Source organism: Nonomuraea sp. NPDC003804 (genome assembly GCF_040610675.1).
In the GTDB taxonomy this organism is placed as follows: domain Bacteria; phylum Actinomycetota; class Actinomycetes; order Streptosporangiales; family Streptosporangiaceae; genus Nonomuraea.
In genome coordinates, this window is sequence record NZ_JBEXMT010000019.1 from 114,125 (window position 1) to 130,258 (window position 16,134).

Below are 16,134 nucleotides of genomic sequence, written 5' to 3' on the forward strand. Positions count from 1 at the left end.
ACACCGTCTCCGTATCTTCTCGTTATGACGTGGCCCCACACCCTAGGAAAAGGTGATCTTCGCGGGTGACGGTCGTTCGACCCGCAATGCGTTACGCGCCCGTCCGATCACAGATCGTCGATGCCGATGAGTCCGTCCTGCAGGGCGCGCGCGACGAGGGTCGCCTTGGTCCTGGCCTCCCTGCCCACGCTCGCGTACTTGATCCGCACGCGGTCCAGGTAGGAGCTGACCGTGCGCGGCGTGATGCCCAGCCGTTCGGCGACGAGTTCTTTCGACTCGCACTGGAACCACTCGATCAGCACCTCCTGCTCGCGCTGGGACAGCTGCGGCCGGTCGGGCCGGGTGTTCACGCCGAACGCCCCGGCCAGCGCCGGCGGCGTGTACGGCCGGCCGTGGGCGGCCGCGACCGTGGCCGCGACCAGGTGCTCCTTGCCCTCGGCCTTGGTCAGGAACGTGAACGCGCCGATGTCCAGGCAGGTCAGCGCGGTGTTCTCGTCCTCGCGCATGGTGTAGACGATGACCTGCCTGCCGTCGTCGACGAGTCGTCTCAGGTCGGCGTAGGCGGGCTGCGGCCCCGACAGTTGCAGGTCGAGCACGACGACCGTGGCGGAGTCGCCCGGTGGTGTCCAGGCGACCTGCGCGCAGGCCCCGGCCGCGACCACGTCGATGGGCGGGCTCGCCGCGGCGAACCAGGCCTCCGCCCCGGCCAGCGCCACCGGATGGTCGTCGACCAGCGTCACCGTGATTGCCAGACCGTCTCCACCCATGCTCGATCCTCCGTCACCATGTGATGAACCTTCACTCGCCCCGGCCGGCGGGCCAGGTGCGTGTGGTCCTGTGCGTCGCCGACCGCGCTGACCCTGACCTGGTCGGACGCGCGGACCAGGGTGACCCGGGCGTCGGAGGCGACCGCGGCCAGCATGGCCGACACCGGCTCGATCAGTTCGCGCCTGACCTCCTTCGGCGGCGTGCTGGGCACGCCCCGGGCGGCGAACCGCACCGCCACCCCGCGACGCTCGGCGACCTCGATCACCGCCTGCAGCTCGTGCATCAGCGGGTCGGGCACGTCGTCGCTCTCGGCGAACATGCGGCGCATTCTGGCCGCCTCGTGCGCGCTGCGGCGCCGGACGTCCGGATGGGCAGGGTCGAGCGAGCCGTACCCGAGCCCGGCCAGCAGGGGAACCAGCGTGGGAAGCAGCGCCGCGTACCGCCGCTGGTGATCGCGGTGCCGGTGCTCCGCCGTCTCCTCCTCCGTCCGGATCCGTTCCTCCTCCGCCGCGGCCTCCCGCGCCCGGACGGAGATCCGCTGGACGCCGTGGGCCAGCAGCCCGAGCGCCAACTGGAAGCCGTAGACCGACACCGCGGCCACGGCCATCGCCGCCCATGCCCTGAGATCGGGCATCCCGGGCGCCACCATCTTGACCACGGTCAGGACGAGGGTCGCGCCGAGGAAGGCGGCCAGGAAGCGCAGGCGCAGGTCGAACAACAGCAGCACGCCGTGCCAGCCGGCCAGCCCGAAGTACCAGTCGGCCGGTTCCAGGTGGCTGCCCGGCGGTGCCGACCCGGCCGCCGCGGCGACGGCCAGCAGCGCCAGGCACACCCCGGCCGGCCTGGCGCGGTGCGGGATGCGCCCGCCGCGGGCGAGGAAAGCCGCGGAGCCGACGGCCACCACAGCGAACAGCGCGAACGCCACGACCTGCGGCCACAGCGGAGCGTAGCGGGAGCTGTTCCGCAGGAGCTCGGGCAGGGAGAGGCTGAACTGCACGGTCACCGCGACCGCCAGCACGGAGATCCGCACGCCGCGAAGCAGCCGATCTCCGATCTGGGCGGCGAGCCGGTCGGCGTTCTCGTCAGTCATCGCCTTCGACCGGCCACATCCAGCGCAGCGTGGTCCCGTACCCGACCCGCGAGGCCACCGTCGCCCGGCCGCCGACGCCGGCCATCCGCCCCGCGATCGAACCGGACAGGCCACGCCGATGCGGTCCCACGTCGTCGGGTACGAAGCCCCGGCCGCGGTCGCGCACCTCGACGACCACCCTGCCCCGCTCGTCGAGCCCGGCTCGCAACGACGCCTCGGCGACGCCCGCGTGCCTGGCCACGTTGGTCAGCGCCTCCCTGACGCCGTGGAAGATCGCGAGGGCGGGCGCCGCGGGCAGCGGCGGCATGGCGTCGATCGTCTCGTGGACCCGTACGTCGTCGTGGCGTGCCGCGGTGGCGAGAAGAGCGGCCAGCTCGACGTGGCCGGCGTCCGTGCCGGGGACGCCGGCGATCGCCTCCAGATCGTGGCGTGCCCTCTCGGCCACCCCCGCCCGGCCGTGCCCCTCGGCGACCATCAGCAGGGTCGTGCTCGCCGTGTCGTGCAGTGTCGCCACGTACTCGCGCTCGGCCGCCCGCCTGGCCGCCACGACGGCGGCCTGCCTGCGGCGGGCGGCGATCCGCTCACCGAGCCGGTCCGCCGCCCGCGCCTGTGACCGGACCAGCAGATAGGACAGCCGGGACAGGGCGATCTCGACCAGCACCCGCAGGCCCGGCAACACCGCCGGCGCCCACGCGCCGGACTGCGCGGCATAGCCGGCGACGTTGGCGCCCAGCCCGAGCAGGGTCAGCCCGATGCCGACGAGCGGCCGGTCCGGCCACTCGTACGACGAGGTCACAGCGGTGATGGAGATCAGCGCCAACGCCCACCCGCCGGCGTACCCCGGGCCGGCCACCACCTGACCTGCGCCGATCACGACGAGCGCCACCGCGTCCATCGCGACGAGGCCCCCGATCCTCCCCCTGGTGCGGCGCCCGAGAGTGACCAGGCGGACGGCGGACCAGCCGAGCACGACCGCCATCACCGCGAGCGCGGCCGGCCGGCGTTCGACCGGCACCTCGAGGACCCCGAACACCGCGCAGGCCGCGCTCACCGCCGAGCGCAGCCACACCGCATACCGGACCGCTGTCCGGTTGAGCTCCCGCTCGGCCGGACCCGCCTTGCCGGTCGGTGACTGATCGACGCGCCCCGGCTTCCCGCCCAGGCGCGGCGCCTGCCGGACCCCGATGCGACGGCACCCCCACTTCTCATGACATGTCCGAACTACCACCCATACCGGGGGCACCCTACCGACACCTCAGCCACGCCGCGTCCGGAACCAGCAGGCGGCCGGTACCCGCCCCGGCCGGACACGGCGAACGACGGACGCGCCCGCGGGTCCGGCCGGGGATCCGGCGGTGGAGCCCAGGCGGATCAGGGGATGAGGGAGACCTCGGGGTAGCGGGCGTCGGGTGCGTCGAAGAGCCTGGTGGGCTTCTTGTTCAGGTGCAGGTCGAAGAAGGCCGCGACGTAGGCGCGCTGGGCCGACACGGACCGGCGGGGGTCGATCGTGCCGACGAAGTCGGCGACGGGCACCTGGGGCAGCTTCGCCGCGATCTGCGGCATCATCACCTGCAGGTCGGTGAACGAGCCGTGGGCCGCGCCCGCGAAGCGCAGCTCCCGCTTCCAGCCGGTGGTGGCCGCCCAGAAGGACTTCCAGCTCGGTTCGCTCGCCCGGGTGTGCGCCTCGGCCGCGAGCTGCAGGAACGGCTTGGCGACGCCGGTCTTGGCCACCCGTCCGACGTAGCCGCCGTCGAGGTTGACACCCGCGACCACGCGCCGGTCGTCGTGGACGAGTTGCGCGGCCACCGACCCGCCGAGGGACTGGCCGAGCATTCCCACCCGGGACAGGTCGGGGGCGCCGTTCAGCCCGGCGGGCAGCTGCCCGCCCTCCTCGCCGAAGCCGCGGCCCTCTCCCAGCGCGGCGATCTGGTCCAGGACGAAACGCATGTCCGCGATACGGGCCTGCGAGTGCTGCGCGAGCAGCTTGGCGATGACGCGCGGAGTCAGCTTGCTGGGCAGGGGCAGGGCGCGCACGACCCGCCCGCCGGGGAACTCCACCTGGTCGGCCTCGTAGGTGTGGTCCACGGTGACGACCAGGTAGCCGCGCGCGGCCAGGTCCTGCACCAGGGAGGTGCCGAGGGTGCGCGGGCCGCCGTCACCGGGGCCGAAGACCACGACAGGAAGCCTGCCGGCCCTGCGGTCCACCGGCGTGCCGACGCGGGCGTGGGTGGGGGTGGCGGCCCAGTCCACCTTGCCCGCCGCGATGCCCATGGGCGGCGCGGAATGACGGTCCCAGTCAGCCGCGGCCAAGGGCGCCATCTGGGGAGCGACGGGCAGGGACCCGCCGTCCTTCGCCGGGTACCACAGGCTGACCATCAGCTCCCGGTAGGGCTTCGACCTGACGAGGGGGTCGTGACGCGAGCGGTCCACCAGTCGCACGGCGATGGTGCCGACGGGATTCGGCTCGGTCGGCGCGGGCAAAGTCATCGTGATCCGCTGCGCGGCCTGCTCCTGCCGGGTCGGGACGGCCGAGGCGGCGTGGATGGTGGTGGGTGCGATGGCCGCGGCCAGCGCCAGCGCGGCGACGCCTGCGGCCTTGGTGATGAAGGGCATGTGAGCCTCCTGACGAGATGAGTGCCACGAGGCTGGCAGCGGGGGGCGGCGCCGAGCTAGCGGCGTACGACTGATCCACATCTACGACTTCTGGTTGAGGTGCCCTGATGTTCCTCCTTGAGGAGGATGGGGAGTGAATCCCCAGGACAACTAGGGTGAGCGGCATGAAACGCGCCGATCGTCCCGTGGCCTGCCTCGCAGCGCTCACTCGATGGTCGTCCGTGTCTGCCGACGCCCTGCTGGCGGCCGTGATCTTTCTTGCCACGCTCGGGCCCGGCCAGGTCCTGACACGCGGCCAGCCGTGGTCGCTGCTGCTTCAGGTGGCCCTGGTGACGCCCCTGGCGTGGCGGCGACGCGCGCCGCTGGCGACGTTCGGCGCGATCACCGCCGCCGCCGCGATCCAATGGGCCGCCGACGTGCAGCTTCCCGCCGACGCCGCGCTGCTGGTCGCCCTCTACACGGTCGGCGCCTACTGTCCCTGGCGGCAGGCGCTGGCGGCCGGGCTCACGCTGGAGGCGGGGGTACTGCTGGCCGCGGCGCGGTGGGCGCCGCCCGGCCAGTTCCCGTTCACGGTGGCCGCGCTGACCGCGATGGCCGCCGCCGCCCTCACCACGGGCCTGTGGACGCGCGCCCGGCGGGCGTACGTCTCGTCGCTGGAGCATGACCGCGAGCAGCGGGCGCGGCTGGCCGTGGCCGACGAGCGCGCCCGGATGACGCGCGACATGCACGACATCGTCACCCACAACCTGTCGGTCATGGTGGCGCTGGCCGACAGCGCGGCGTACATCCGGCACCGCGCGCCGGACCGGGCGGCCGCCGCCATGGAGCAGATCGCCGATACCGGGCGGCAGGCCCTGGCCGACATGCGGCGCTCCCTCGGCTCCGGCGAGCAGGGCGAGTCCGGCGAGCCGCTCCATCCGGTTCCCGGGATCGCCCAGCTCGGTCCGCTCGCCGAGAGGATGCGCGCGGCCGGGCTGCCGACCCGCCTGGAGGTGACCGGTGACCCCGCGGCGGTCCCCGCCGCCGCCCAGCTCACCGTCTACCGGCTGGCCCAGGAGGCCCTGACCAACACGCTCAGGCACGCCCCGGGCGCGACGGCCGAGGTCCGGGTCCACCTGACGCCGCGGCGCGCCGACGTGGAGGTCACCGACGACGGCCGCGCCGGGCGGACGCCGGAAGGCGCGCCAGGGCGGGGCCTGGCCGGCATGCGCGAGCGCGTCGCCGCCTACGGCGGTACCCTCCATGCCGGTCCCCTGCGTGACGGGGGCTGGCGGGTCGCGGCGAGCCTCGACCTCGCCGCGGACCTGGCGGGGAAGGGCACGGCGTGACGATCCGGCTGTTGATCGCCGACGATGAGTCGTTGCTGCGCATGGCCTTCCGCATGGTGTTCGAGGCCGAGCCGGACATGGAGGTGGCGGGCGAGGCGGGTGACGGCGACGAAGCCGCCCGGATGACCCGGCTGCTACGCCCCGATGTCGTGCTGATGGACGTCCGCATGCCCGGCGTCGACGGGATCGAGGCCACCCGCCGGATCGTCAGGGACTCCCCGCGCTCGCGCGTGCTCATCCTGACCACCTTCGACCTGGACGAGTACGCCTTCGCCGGGCTGAAGGCCGGCGCCTCGGGCTTCCTGCCGAAGAACACCCGGCCCGAGGAACTGCTGGCCGCGATCCGCAACGTGGCGGCGGGCGACGCGGCGGTCTCCCCGCGGATCACCCGGCGCCTGCTGGAGAAGTTCGCCCCCCAGCTCGCGCCGGGCGCCCCCGAGCGGGACGAGCGGCTGGGGCTGCTCACCTCCCGCGAACACGAGGTGCTCATCCAGGTGGCGCGCGGGCTGTCCAACGCCGAGGTCGCCACGGCGATGCACCTGGCCGAGGCCACCGTGAAGACGCACCTCAGCCGGGTCCTGCTGAAGCTGGGGCTCAGGGACCGCGCACAGGTCGTGGTCTTCGCCTACGAGAGCGGCCTCGTCCGCCCCGCCAGACCCCACGACGCCTGACACGGCCCGACGAGCGGGGCGTGCCGGACGCCGGTTGAGGCGGCCCTGCCCGGCACCCTCGTCGGGCCGCGCCCCGCCGGGGTTGAATGTGGATCCAGGTGAGCATCAAAGAAGGCGCGCGTGCTTCCGTGCCGCGCCGACCGAATCCATGACCTGGAAGGCGACCTCCCCCCATGGCCTTACAACCTGGCTCCTCGTACGTGGTGTTCGCACGGCTCCTTCGCCCCATCCGCGGCAAGCTCGCCGCGGCCGCGGCCCTACAGGTGATCGTCGCGGTCACCACGGTGGCCCCGCCGGTGGCGATCGCGGAGTTCGCCCGTCACCTGCTCGCCGGCGGTCCGCCGGCGGCGGCGTGGTGGGTGGCGGCGGTGGCGGCGACGGCCCTGCTGGTGAGGGCGGTGTGCACGGTCGGGGTCACGGTCCTGACCAACGTGGCCGACAACGACCTGCAGCGTGACCTGCGCACGAGGATGGCCGAGCACCTGACCAGGATGCCGCTCGACTGGTTCGGCGGACAGGGTTCGGGCCGGGTGCGCAAGGCCGTCACCGACGACGTGGCCTCCCTGCACCGGCTGGTCGCGCAGAGCCTGATGGACGCGGTCGGCGCCCTGCTGGTGCCCACTCTGTCCCTGGCGTACATGCTGTGGGTGAGCCCGGCCCTGACGGGGATCGTCCTGCTCCCCGTCGTCGTCGGGTCGGTGTTCTACAAGAAGGTCAACGACATCGCGACCGCCGGCATGGCCGGCTACCACGACGCCCTCGCCCGGCTGGGCGCGGCCGCGGTGGAGTTCGTCCAGGGCATCGCGGTGGTCAAGGTGTTCGGCAGGACCGGCGGCGAGCACGGGCGCTGGCGGGCCGCGACCGGCGCGTTCAGCCGCTACCTCGACGACTGGTCGCGCTCGGTCGACCGGCCCATGGTGACCGGTACGGTCGTCTACTCCGCTCCCGTCGCGATGGCCACCGCGCTGGCGGGCGGCGGGCTGCTGGTCTGGCTGGGCGCGCTCGCGCCCGCCGACGTCGTGCCGTACCTGCTGCTGGCACCCGGCCTGACCGCGCCGCTGCTCGCGCTCGGATACACCCTGCAGGACATCCAGTTCGCCCGCACCGCCGTCGACGAGATCGGCGGCCTCCTGCGCACGCCCACCAGGACCGACCCTCCCGCAGGCCCCGCGCCCAGCGGCAGCGAGGTGGTCTTCGCCGGGGTCCGCTTCGGGTACGGCGAGCACGAGGTCCTGCACGGCATCGACCTCACCCTCTCCCCCGGCACGGTGACGGCGCTCGTCGGCCCCTCCGGGGCGGGCAAGTCCACGCTGGCCGCCCTGCTGGCCCGCCTGCACGAGGGCGCACGGGGCACCATCAGCGTCGGCGGCGTCGACCTTCGCGACCTGCCCGACGCCGAGCTGTACCGGCGGGTCGGCTTCGTCCTGCAGGACGTGCGGCTGCTGCGGGCCAGCGTGCGTGACAACATCGCCCTGGCCAGGCCCGACGCCTCCGACGAGGAGGTGCACGCCGCGGCCCGTGCGGCCCTGATCCATGACCGCGTCCTGGAACTGCCCCGCGGCTACGGCTCGGTGGTCGGCGAGGAGGCGATCTTCTCCGGCGGCGAGGCGCAGCGCGTCTCGATCGCCCGCGCCCTGGTCGCCGACACCCCGGTCCTCGTGCTCGACGAGGCCACCGCCTTCGCCGACCCCGAGTCCGAGGTCGCGGTGCAGGAGGCGCTGTCGCGGCTCATGCGCGGCAGGACCCTGCTGGTCATCGCCCACCGGCTGTACACCGTCCAGTTCGCCGACCAGATCGTCGTGCTGGACGGCGGCCGCGTCGCCGAGCGCGGCACCCACGACGACCTGCTGGCGGCGGACGGGCGCTATGCCCGCCTGTGGGCCGCGCAGCAGGCGGTGGCCGCGTGATCCGCCGCCTGATCGCCCTCGCCGACCATGCCCCTGCCCCTGCCCACGCCCCCGCCCCCACCCATGCCCGCGACCTGCGCCTGGCCGTCGGGTTGATGACCGCCTCCGCCGCGCTCATGGGAGCCGTCCTCGGCCTGGTGCTGCCGATCCTGCGGGCGCTGTTCACCGGCGCGAACGCCACGGCACCGCTGCTGTGCCTGCTCGCGCTGACCGCGCTCTACGGCCTCGTCCACCGGGCCGCGATGATCAAGGCGCGCCGGGCCGGCTACGGCCTGTGCCGGCTCCTGCTGGACCGTCTCGGCGACCACGTCGTACGGCTGCCGCTCGGCTGGTTCGGCCAGGCCCGCGTCGGCCCCTTCGGCCGCCTGGCGGGAGCGGGCGTCATGAACATCCTGCAGACCCCGGCCCACCTGCTCGAGCCGCTGGCCGCAGCGACCGTGGCGCCCGCGGTGACGATCGCCGTGCTGGCCGCGACCGACTGGCGGGTGGCACTGGCCGCGCTGGCCGTCGCCCCGATCGTCTGGCTGGCGGCCCGCTGGATGGGCGACAAGATCACCGTCGCCGACCACGACATCGACGCCGCCACCGCCGAGCTGGGCGCGAGAACCGTCGAGTTCGCCCAGGCCCAGCCCGTGCTGCGGGCGGCCGGCCGTACCGGCAAGGGCCTGGAACTGCTCGCCGCCGCGGTCGAGGAGCACCGCCGCGCCACCACGCGGCGCATCAGGACCGCGCTGCCCGCGCTGACCGCGCTCGGCCTGTCCATCCAGGGCGCGTTCGCGGTTCTGCTGCTGACCGCCGCGGCCATCGCGACCAGCCTCGACGCGGCAGCCCTGATCACCGCGATGGTGCTGGCCGCCAGGTACGTCGAGCCGATGCGGGACGCCGCCGCGATCAGCGCCGTCCTGCGGATGAGCGCGGGTTCCCTGGACCGGCTCGAACGCCTGCTCGCCACGCCGCCGCTTCCGGAACCCGCACGTTCGGCGGCGCTCGGCGAGCCCTCCGTCGAGCTGGACCACGTGTCCTTCTCCTACACCGGCGACGGCCCGCTCCTGCGGGACGTCAGCCTGACCGTCGCCCCCGGAACCGTCACCGCGCTCGTCGGCCCCTCCGGCGCCGGCAAGACCACGATCCTGCACCTGGTCGCCCGGTTCTTCGACGTCTCGTCGGGCAGCGTGCGCGTGGCGGGCGCCGACGTCAGAGAGCTGACGTTCACCGACCTGATGGACCACGTCTCGCTCGTCTCCCAGGACGTCTACCTGTTCGAGGGCACCCTGGAGGACAACATCAGGCTCAGCAGGCCCGAGGCGAGCCAGTCCGAGGTACGGCAGGCCGCCGGGCTGGCCCGCTGCGACGAGATCGCCGAGCGCCTGCCCGGCGGATGGGCAGGACAGGTCGGCGAGCGCGGCGCCTCGCTGTCGGGCGGCGAGCGCCAGCGCGTCTCGATCGCCAGGGCGTTGCTGAAGGACGCCCCCATCGTGCTGCTGGACGAGGCCACCTCGGCGCTCGACTCGGAGAACGAGGCCGCGGTCGCGGCCGCCGTGCGCGCGCTGGCGCGGCGCCGTACCGTGCTGATGGTCGCCCACCGCCTGAACACCGTACGGCACGCCGACCAGATCGTCGTGCTGGACGGCGGCCGGGTCGCCGAGCGCGGCACCCACGACGACCTGCTGGCCGCGGGCGGTCTCTACGCCACCCTCTGGAAGACGCGAGAGGCCGCGACGGGCTGGCGCATCAAGGCCGCGCCCGATCGACAGGCCGCCGAAGAAGGCCAAGGCGACTGACGGCCCCTCGGCGCGGGCTTCGGCGCGGGCTTCGGCGACGGCGAGCAGGAGGCAGACGCCGATGACCGCGCCGATGACCGCGCCGATGACCGCGCCGATGACCGCGCTGATGACCGCGGCTCGACCGCCGGGCGCGGCGAGGCCTGGCGGTCGAGTCGCCGTCCTGGTGACGGGGCAGGACAGCTCTCCGTGGTGGGCAAAGATCGTCCGGCGGTGTCAGTCGCGGCCCCCCTCGACGATCGCGACGATCTCGTCGATCGCCCGTCTGGACTCGGGCAGGGAGTACAGGGGCCAGACGTGCAGCATGCCGGGGTATTCGAACACGTCCACGGACACGCCCTCCTGCCGCGCCCTGTCCCTGAGCCGGTGGGCGTCGGCGTTGAGGATGTCGCGGGTGCCGGTGAAGACCGCGATGGGGGCCAGTCCGCGGAGCGCGCCGTACAGGGGGCTGACCACCGGATCCCGCGGGTCCAGGCCTCCGGCGTACAGGCGGCCGGCCTCGCGCACGCCCTCGCGGGCGAGGATCGGGTCGACCCGCTCCAGCGCCGGCATGGCCGGGTCGCTGATGGAGATGTCGACGCACGGCGACACCAGCACCAGGTGCGCCGGTTGCGGCAGACCGGCCTGCCTGGCCTGCATGGCCAGGGACAGGGACAGGTTGCCGCCCGAGGAGTCGCCCATCACGGTCAGGCCCTCAGGGGAGAACCACTCGACGAGCTCCCGGTAGAGGGGCAGGAGCATGGCCCACACGTCGCGGGCGGTGTGCTCGGGGGCCAGCGGGTACAGGGGGACGGTGATGGAGCAGCCCAGCCGTTCGGCCAGCGTGCCGATGAGGTCCCAGTGCAGCGAGGTGATCGACAGGGACCAGCCGCCGCCGTGCAGGTACAGCAGGTGACGCTTGGCGCGCCCGCCCTTCGGGCTCACCGTGTAGACGCGGTGACCGGCCACGTGCTGCTCCTCGACGTTGAGCCGGTCCTTGAGGCGCGGTACGGCGGGGCCTCGCCGGCGATCGGCGGCGATGCTCCGGTGCACCTTCTCCGCGCTGCCGTACATGCGCCGTTTGACGCCCATCAGCCTGACCATGACGGTGGTCAGCCGCGCCTGCATGCTCGGTGTCATGGGGGACCTTTCCCTGGTGGAGGTGAAGGCGCCGAGACGGCCGGGCGCGCGCCCGCTCACCGTCGCCGTCCGACGATCATGAACGCGCCCGCCGTCGCCGCCCAGACGATGGTTCCCGCGAGGCGGGTTTCTACAGGCCGCGCTCGATCAGGTCGAAGGCCTCGTCGATCAGATCGTCGAGAGGCTTGCCGACGCCGTCCTGCCAGGAGGCCCGTACGGCCCACTCGATGAGGGAGAACGTCGTGACGACCAGCACACTGGGGTAGACCGGACGCCCGGGCCGAAGCGCGAGCCGCGGCCCTGAGCGCAGGGCTGGGACGCCGCTGCTCAGGTGGGGCCGCGGCCGGACGGAGACGTCACGTCGACGGGGTGAGGCGGACCTGGATCGGGATGCCGTGGACCGTCTCGAACTCGACGACGGTCCGGTCGCCCGTGATCCGTGCCCGGCACCGCCCCTCCGCGCGCCGCCACCGTCCCGCGAGCGTCACCCGCAGCAGGTGGGGGTGGCTCGGGCTGGTCAGCCACGGCCGCGACCAGGGGCTGTAGTGGCCGACGTACCGGCCCCGCTCGTACTGGTCGGGGTCGATGCCGTTGTAGAGGCGCAGGTCGGGATCGGCCACCGCGAGGACGAGGTCGGCACCGTCCTGGCGGGTCATGAGCAGCGACGGGGTGTCGACGGCGAGCACCCGGCCGGCCAGCCGTACCCGCTCGAAGACCGCATAGCCGGTGACGCCGGTGGCGCGGTCGGCGACGACGTGCGCGGCGGCGTCGGCCCGAACCACCGTGTACGGCACGTCGGCCGCGAAAGCCGCCATCCGCTCGGCGGTGGTGTCGACGACCATGGCGTACTCGTAGGAGCCGTCGCGGGGCGCGGCGCCGTGCCTGATCCAGGCGGTGGAGAAGGCGCCGCCGGTCGGCGCCTCGGTGGCGTTGTGGCGGGAGGCCTGGGTGGCGCGGGTCAGTCCGACGCGCTGGCCGGGCGCGAGGTAGTAGCCGATGTTCTTGTCGTCGAGCAGCCAGCGCGGTGACAGGTCGAGCCGCTCGTAGGGGAAGGGGACGTCGGTCCCGTCCATGACGACGCGGCCGGTCCTGGTGGTCTGGAAGAGGGTGGTCTCGGTCTCGTGGCCGCTGTCGGCGTTGGCGATGCCGGTGCCGAGGGCCACGATGCGGTCGTCGAACAGGAACACCGATTTCCTGGCCCGGTGGGTGCCTTCGTACTTGGGGTGTTCGTGGAGGTCCATGGCGAACATCCCGTGCTGCCCGTCGATGGCGCAGGATCCGCCGAACCGGGAGTCGGTGAGCAGCATCTCCTCGATCGCGCCGGTGAGGTCGCCCTTGAGCGCGTCGAGGGGCTTGTGGATGGTGGTGGTGCCGGGCCTGCGGTTCCAGTCGTAGCCGGGCTGGGCGTAGCCGCTGTCGAGGTTGGTGCCGCGGTGCACGACCTGGATCTGGCCGTAGGTGTTGTACCTGCCGTACCAGTTGGCGCCGACGTAGATCTCGGTGGACCACAGGTAGCGGTTGTGGCCGCGCACGGTGACCTGCCACTCGCCGCGGCGGTGGACGGTGAGCGCGGCGTAGTTGAGCGCCCAGTTCCCGCTCGGCGCAGGCTCGGCGGTGACGCCCCTGGCGGCGAGCCTGGTGGCGATCTCCTGCTGCTGCGGCGTGGGCGAGGACGGCAGCAGCCGCAGGAAGGCGGCGCCGATCTCGTCGTCGATCTGGGCCAGCCATTGGAAGGGCACGATGGACAGGGCGGTGGTGCCGCTGGGGTTGCGGCCGCTGATGGAGATCGGCCACTGCGTCCGTCCGGCGTAGACGCGCTGCGCCAGCAGGGCCTTCTTCAGCCAGCCGGACGCCTCGGAGGAGAGCGCGAAGGCGCCGCCGTGCATGAGGTAGACCAGCGGGGCCAGGCCGGTGAACCCGTCGCGGACGTAGTCGGGGAAGAAGCCGACGTGGTGGAAGGCGGTGCCGTCGATCTTGATGCCGTCCTGGATGCCGTCGGTGGGCAGCAGGGCGGCGTCGAGCCAGTCGCGCAGGGCCTTGAGGTAGGCGACCTGTTCGGCCTCGGTGTCGCGCAGGAGCACCGCGGCCAGCATGCCGCGGACGGTGGTGTTGAACAGGTCCATGATCGAGCCGTGGGCCATGCGGTGCTTCCAGCCACGGAAGATCCTGCCGAGGCCGGTCAGCCAGTCGAGGTCGGCGCGGACCTGCTCGAACCGGCCGGCCTCGCGCAGCGCGTCGCGCATGAGGTAGACGGAGTCGTAGTAGCCGCGCACGTCGTAGCCGAGGTGGTGGATCGTGCCCTGGCAGCTGCCGCGCGTCCACCCCTGCTCGCGCAGGTGGTCGACGATCCTGAGGTAGAGGGCGGCCAGCGCGGGCCGGTCGGGCGGGCTGGCCTGGTGTCCCTGCGCGATGGTCTTCATGAGGTCGGTGCAGGCGCGCAGGGTCACGGGGTCGACGAACGCCTTCAGCTCGGCGGCGATCTCGGCGGGGTAGATCTGCGACTGGTAGGCGTGCACGGGACGGCCCGTGAGCGCGTCGGCCTGCGCGGTGAGGGCGGCCACGTCGGGCTTGACCTGGGCGATCAGGTACTCGTCGTGGTAGCGGGTGACCAGCGCGCGCAGGTCGGCGCTCTCCTCCCGCGTCGGGGGGCGCACCTGCGGCTTGCGGGTGGCCAGCAGCCGGTCGAACAGGTGGAGGGCCTGCCAGTGCTGGTTGTCGTACTCGTCGCCCTCGGGGGCGATGTCGGGCAGCTGGTGGTCGCGGCACGGCGCGTCGGGCCGCAGCGGCACGTTGAGCATGAGCTGGTCGAGATGCAGCCGTCCGGTACGGCCGGGCGCCACGATCCGCAGCGTGTCCATGTCGGGTCCGGGCCTGCCGTGCATGTCGTAGGCGTAACGCACCCACGCCGTGCGCCAGCCCGAGTAGTTCAGGTGGAACTCGAACCACGCGTCCGTCCGGTCGCCCCGGCCGAACTCGAACCGCACGACGTCGTCGACGGGGGTGTCGTTGTGGATCCACACGCAGAAGGCGTCGACCAGTCCCTGCCAGGCCTGGTCGTCGCCGAGCCGGTAGGGGTCGGGCGCCCACCTGAGCGGGGCGCGCACGGTGATGACGGCGCGTTCGGCGTGGTCCCAGCGCAGGGAGTGCTTCCCGCAGACGGCGACCTGGCCGGCGATGGACAGGCCGTCGCCGCTGACGTGCGGGGGGACGGCCGACTCCAGCAGGAACACCGGCGGGTCCATGGCCATCGCCCGCTGCTCGAGGTCCGCGGGCACGTCCGTGACGGCCGCCGCGTCCGGGCCGGCCGTCACAGCGTCGATGGGAAGCGCGGGGGCGAGCGCCGCGCCCTTGATGACGGTCCTGCGCGAGATATTCGCCACGATCACCATCAAACGGGAAAACTATCTTCACGTCCAGGACCGGCTGCGGGAGCGGTCACGGCCGGATGATGGCCATCCGGGTCACCGTGAACTCCTCGATGGCGAAGCGCGGCCCCTCGCGCCCGGCGCCCGAGTCCTTCACCCCTCCGTACGGCATGTTGTCGGCCCGGAAGCCCGGCACCTCGTTCACCACGACCCCGCCCGCCTCCAGCCGCTCGATCGCCGCGAACGCCGTCGCCAGCGACCTGGTGAAGACCGACAGGTGCAGGCCGTACCGGGACCTGTTGACGGTCTCGAAGGCCTCCTCGATGCCGCTCACGGTCCGCACGCACACCACGGGCCCGAAGATCTCCTCGTCCCACGCGGCCACCCCGTCGGGCACGTCGGCCAGCACGGTCGGCGCGATCGCCGTGCCCTCACGCGTCCCGCCCGTGACCAGTTCGGCCCCGGCCGCCACGGCCTCCTCCACCCACGACAGCACGCGCGAGGTGGACCTCTCGTCGATCAGCGCCGCCACCCTGGTCTCCGGCGAGCGCGGGTCGCCGACGACGACGTCCTTCATCCGCGCGGCCAGCAGGTCGAGGAACTCCGCCCGCACGCTCTCCTCGACGACGACCCGCTGGACCGAGATGCAGGCCTGCCCCGAGGCGTAGTAGCCACCCCTGACCACCGCGTCGGCCGCGGCCGCCAGGTCGGCGTCGGCCGCCACGACGAGCGCCGCGTTCGACCCCAGCTCGAGGAGCACCTTGGTGGGCGCGGCGTTGCGCGCGATGGCGTGCCCGGCCGCGGCCGACCCGGTGAAGGAGACGGCGCCGATCCGCCGGTCCTCCACCAGCGCCCTGCCGACCTCGACGTCGCCGGTGACCAGCTGGACGGCGGCGTCCGGCAGCACGCCGGTCGAGCGCAGCAGCTCAACCAGCCCGAGCGTCGCCAGCGGCGTCGAGGGGGCCGGCTTCACGATCACCGGGCAGCCCGCCGCCACCGCCGGTGCGATCTTGTGCGCGGCCAGCAGGAGGGGATAGTTGAAGCCGGTGATCCCGACCACCACCCCGATCGGCCGTCTGGTCCAGAACCCGACCAGCCCTTCGCCCGCGGGCAGCAGGTCCATCGGCACGGTCTCGCCGTGCAGCCTGGCCACCTCCTCGGCCGCGGTGGCCAGCGTGACCAGCGTCCTGGCGACCTCGACCCGGCAGTCGACCAGCGGTTTGCCGGTCTCCATCACCAGCAGCCGCTCGAACTCCGCCCTGCGCGCCGCCAGCGCGTCGTGCGCCCCGAGCAGCGCGGCGCGGCGGGCGTGCGAGGGCGTCCGCGCCATCGCGGGCGCCACGGCGAGCGCCTCGTCGACGGCTCTTCCGGCCAGCGCCACGGTGCCGACGGGCGCGTGCGCCACCGTCGTGCCGTCGTAGGGGAAGACGACCGGGGCGCTGTCGGCCACCGGCACCCACCCGTCTCCGATCGGAAGCCCCTCGGTCATGTC

The 16,134-nt window shown here is 73.3% G+C and carries 12 protein-coding genes; 4 read left to right on the forward strand and 8 right to left on the reverse strand.

Annotated features, from left to right (window positions below; translation table 11 throughout):
• Nucleotides 1-107: 107 nt before the first annotated feature.
• From ABZX22_RS25565 to ABZX22_RS25580, 4 genes are all read right to left on the reverse strand, one after another.
• Nucleotides 108-767, reverse strand: a complete 660-nt coding sequence (locus ABZX22_RS25565) for a response regulator (RefSeq protein WP_354913389.1) — start codon at nt 765-767, stop codon at nt 108-110.
• The gene (locus ABZX22_RS25570; protein WP_354913391.1) at nt 737-1,858 is read right to left on the reverse strand and encodes a hypothetical protein; all 1,122 of its coding nucleotides are present in this window, start codon (nt 1,856-1,858) and stop codon (nt 737-739) included. Before ABZX22_RS25570 ends, ABZX22_RS25565 begins: the two co-directional genes overlap by 31 nt.
• The gene (locus tag ABZX22_RS25575; protein ID WP_354913392.1) at nt 1,851-3,086 is read right to left on the reverse strand and encodes an ATP-binding protein; all 1,236 of its coding nucleotides are present in this window, start codon (nt 3,084-3,086) and stop codon (nt 1,851-1,853) included. The genes ABZX22_RS25570 and ABZX22_RS25575 overlap by 8 nt, the downstream gene beginning before the upstream one ends.
• A gap of 143 nt (nt 3,087-3,229) precedes the next feature.
• Nucleotides 3,230-4,471, reverse strand: coding sequence for a lipase (locus ABZX22_RS25580; protein ID WP_354913394.1), 1,242 nt, complete (start codon nt 4,469-4,471; stop codon nt 3,230-3,232).
• A 221-nt stretch (nt 4,472-4,692) separates the two neighbouring features.
• Between ABZX22_RS25580 and ABZX22_RS25585 the strand changes: the two genes are divergently transcribed.
• The 4 genes from ABZX22_RS25585 to ABZX22_RS25600 all read left to right on the forward strand — a co-directional run bounded on the left by ABZX22_RS25585 (nt 4,693) and on the right by ABZX22_RS25600 (nt 10,158).
• A complete protein-coding gene (locus tag ABZX22_RS25585) occupies nt 4,693-5,799 on the forward strand; it encodes a histidine kinase (RefSeq protein WP_354913396.1) in 1,107 nt (368 codons plus the stop codon).
• A complete protein-coding gene (locus ABZX22_RS25590) occupies nt 5,796-6,470 on the forward strand; it encodes a response regulator transcription factor (protein ID WP_354913397.1) in 675 nt (224 codons plus the stop codon). The genes ABZX22_RS25585 and ABZX22_RS25590 overlap by 4 nt, the downstream gene beginning before the upstream one ends.
• Before the next feature lie 173 nt (nt 6,471-6,643).
• Nucleotides 6,644-8,377 (forward strand): ABC transporter ATP-binding protein, encoded by a 1,734-nt coding sequence (locus ABZX22_RS25595; RefSeq protein WP_354913399.1) that lies wholly within the window; start codon nt 6,644-6,646, stop codon nt 8,375-8,377.
• Nucleotides 8,374-10,158 (forward strand): ABC transporter ATP-binding protein, encoded by a 1,785-nt coding sequence (locus ABZX22_RS25600; RefSeq protein WP_354913400.1) that lies wholly within the window; start codon nt 8,374-8,376, stop codon nt 10,156-10,158. The genes ABZX22_RS25595 and ABZX22_RS25600 overlap by 4 nt, the downstream gene beginning before the upstream one ends.
• A 216-nt stretch (nt 10,159-10,374) precedes the next feature.
• Here the strand turns inward: ABZX22_RS25600 and ABZX22_RS25605 are convergent, their stop codons facing one another.
• From ABZX22_RS25605 to ABZX22_RS25620, 4 genes are all read right to left on the reverse strand, one after another.
• Nucleotides 10,375-11,277: an alpha/beta hydrolase gene (locus tag ABZX22_RS25605; protein ID WP_354913402.1), complete on the reverse strand. Its 903-nt coding sequence runs from the start codon at nt 11,275-11,277 to the stop codon at nt 10,375-10,377.
• Between the two features lie 130 nt (nt 11,278-11,407).
• Nucleotides 11,408-11,533 (reverse strand): hypothetical protein, encoded by a 126-nt coding sequence (locus tag ABZX22_RS25610; RefSeq protein ID WP_354913404.1) that lies wholly within the window; start codon nt 11,531-11,533, stop codon nt 11,408-11,410.
• A gap of 100 nt (nt 11,534-11,633) precedes the next feature.
• Entirely contained in the window at nt 11,634-14,657 is a 3,024-nt protein-coding gene (locus tag ABZX22_RS25615) for a chondroitinase family polysaccharide lyase (protein ID WP_354913406.1), read from the reverse strand.
• A 55-nt stretch (nt 14,658-14,712) separates the two neighbouring features.
• Entirely contained in the window at nt 14,713-16,131 is a 1,419-nt protein-coding gene (locus ABZX22_RS25620) for an aldehyde dehydrogenase family protein (RefSeq protein ID WP_354913407.1), read from the reverse strand.
• Between the last annotated feature and the right edge of the window lie 3 nt (nt 16,132-16,134).

Excerpts from the sequence above, each read along its gene's own strand:
- ABZX22_RS25565 (WP_354913389.1), bottom strand. The coding sequence starts at position 767 with ATGGGTGGAGACGGTCTGGCAATCACGGTGACGCTGGTCGACGACCAT.
- ABZX22_RS25570 (WP_354913391.1), bottom strand. The coding sequence starts at position 1,858 with ATGACTGACGAGAACGCCGACCGGCTCGCCGCCCAGATCGGAGATCGG.
- ABZX22_RS25595 (WP_354913399.1), top strand. The coding sequence starts at position 6,644 with ATGGCCTTACAACCTGGCTCCTCGTACGTGGTGTTCGCACGGCTCCTT.
- ABZX22_RS25620 (WP_354913407.1), bottom strand. The coding sequence starts at position 16,131 with ATGACCGAGGGGCTTCCGATCGGAGACGGGTGGGTGCCGGTGGCCGAC.
- ABZX22_RS25580 (WP_354913394.1), bottom strand. The coding sequence starts at position 4,471 with ATGCCCTTCATCACCAAGGCCGCAGGCGTCGCCGCGCTGGCGCTGGCC.
- ABZX22_RS25605 (WP_354913402.1), bottom strand. The coding sequence starts at position 11,277 with ATGACACCGAGCATGCAGGCGCGGCTGACCACCGTCATGGTCAGGCTG.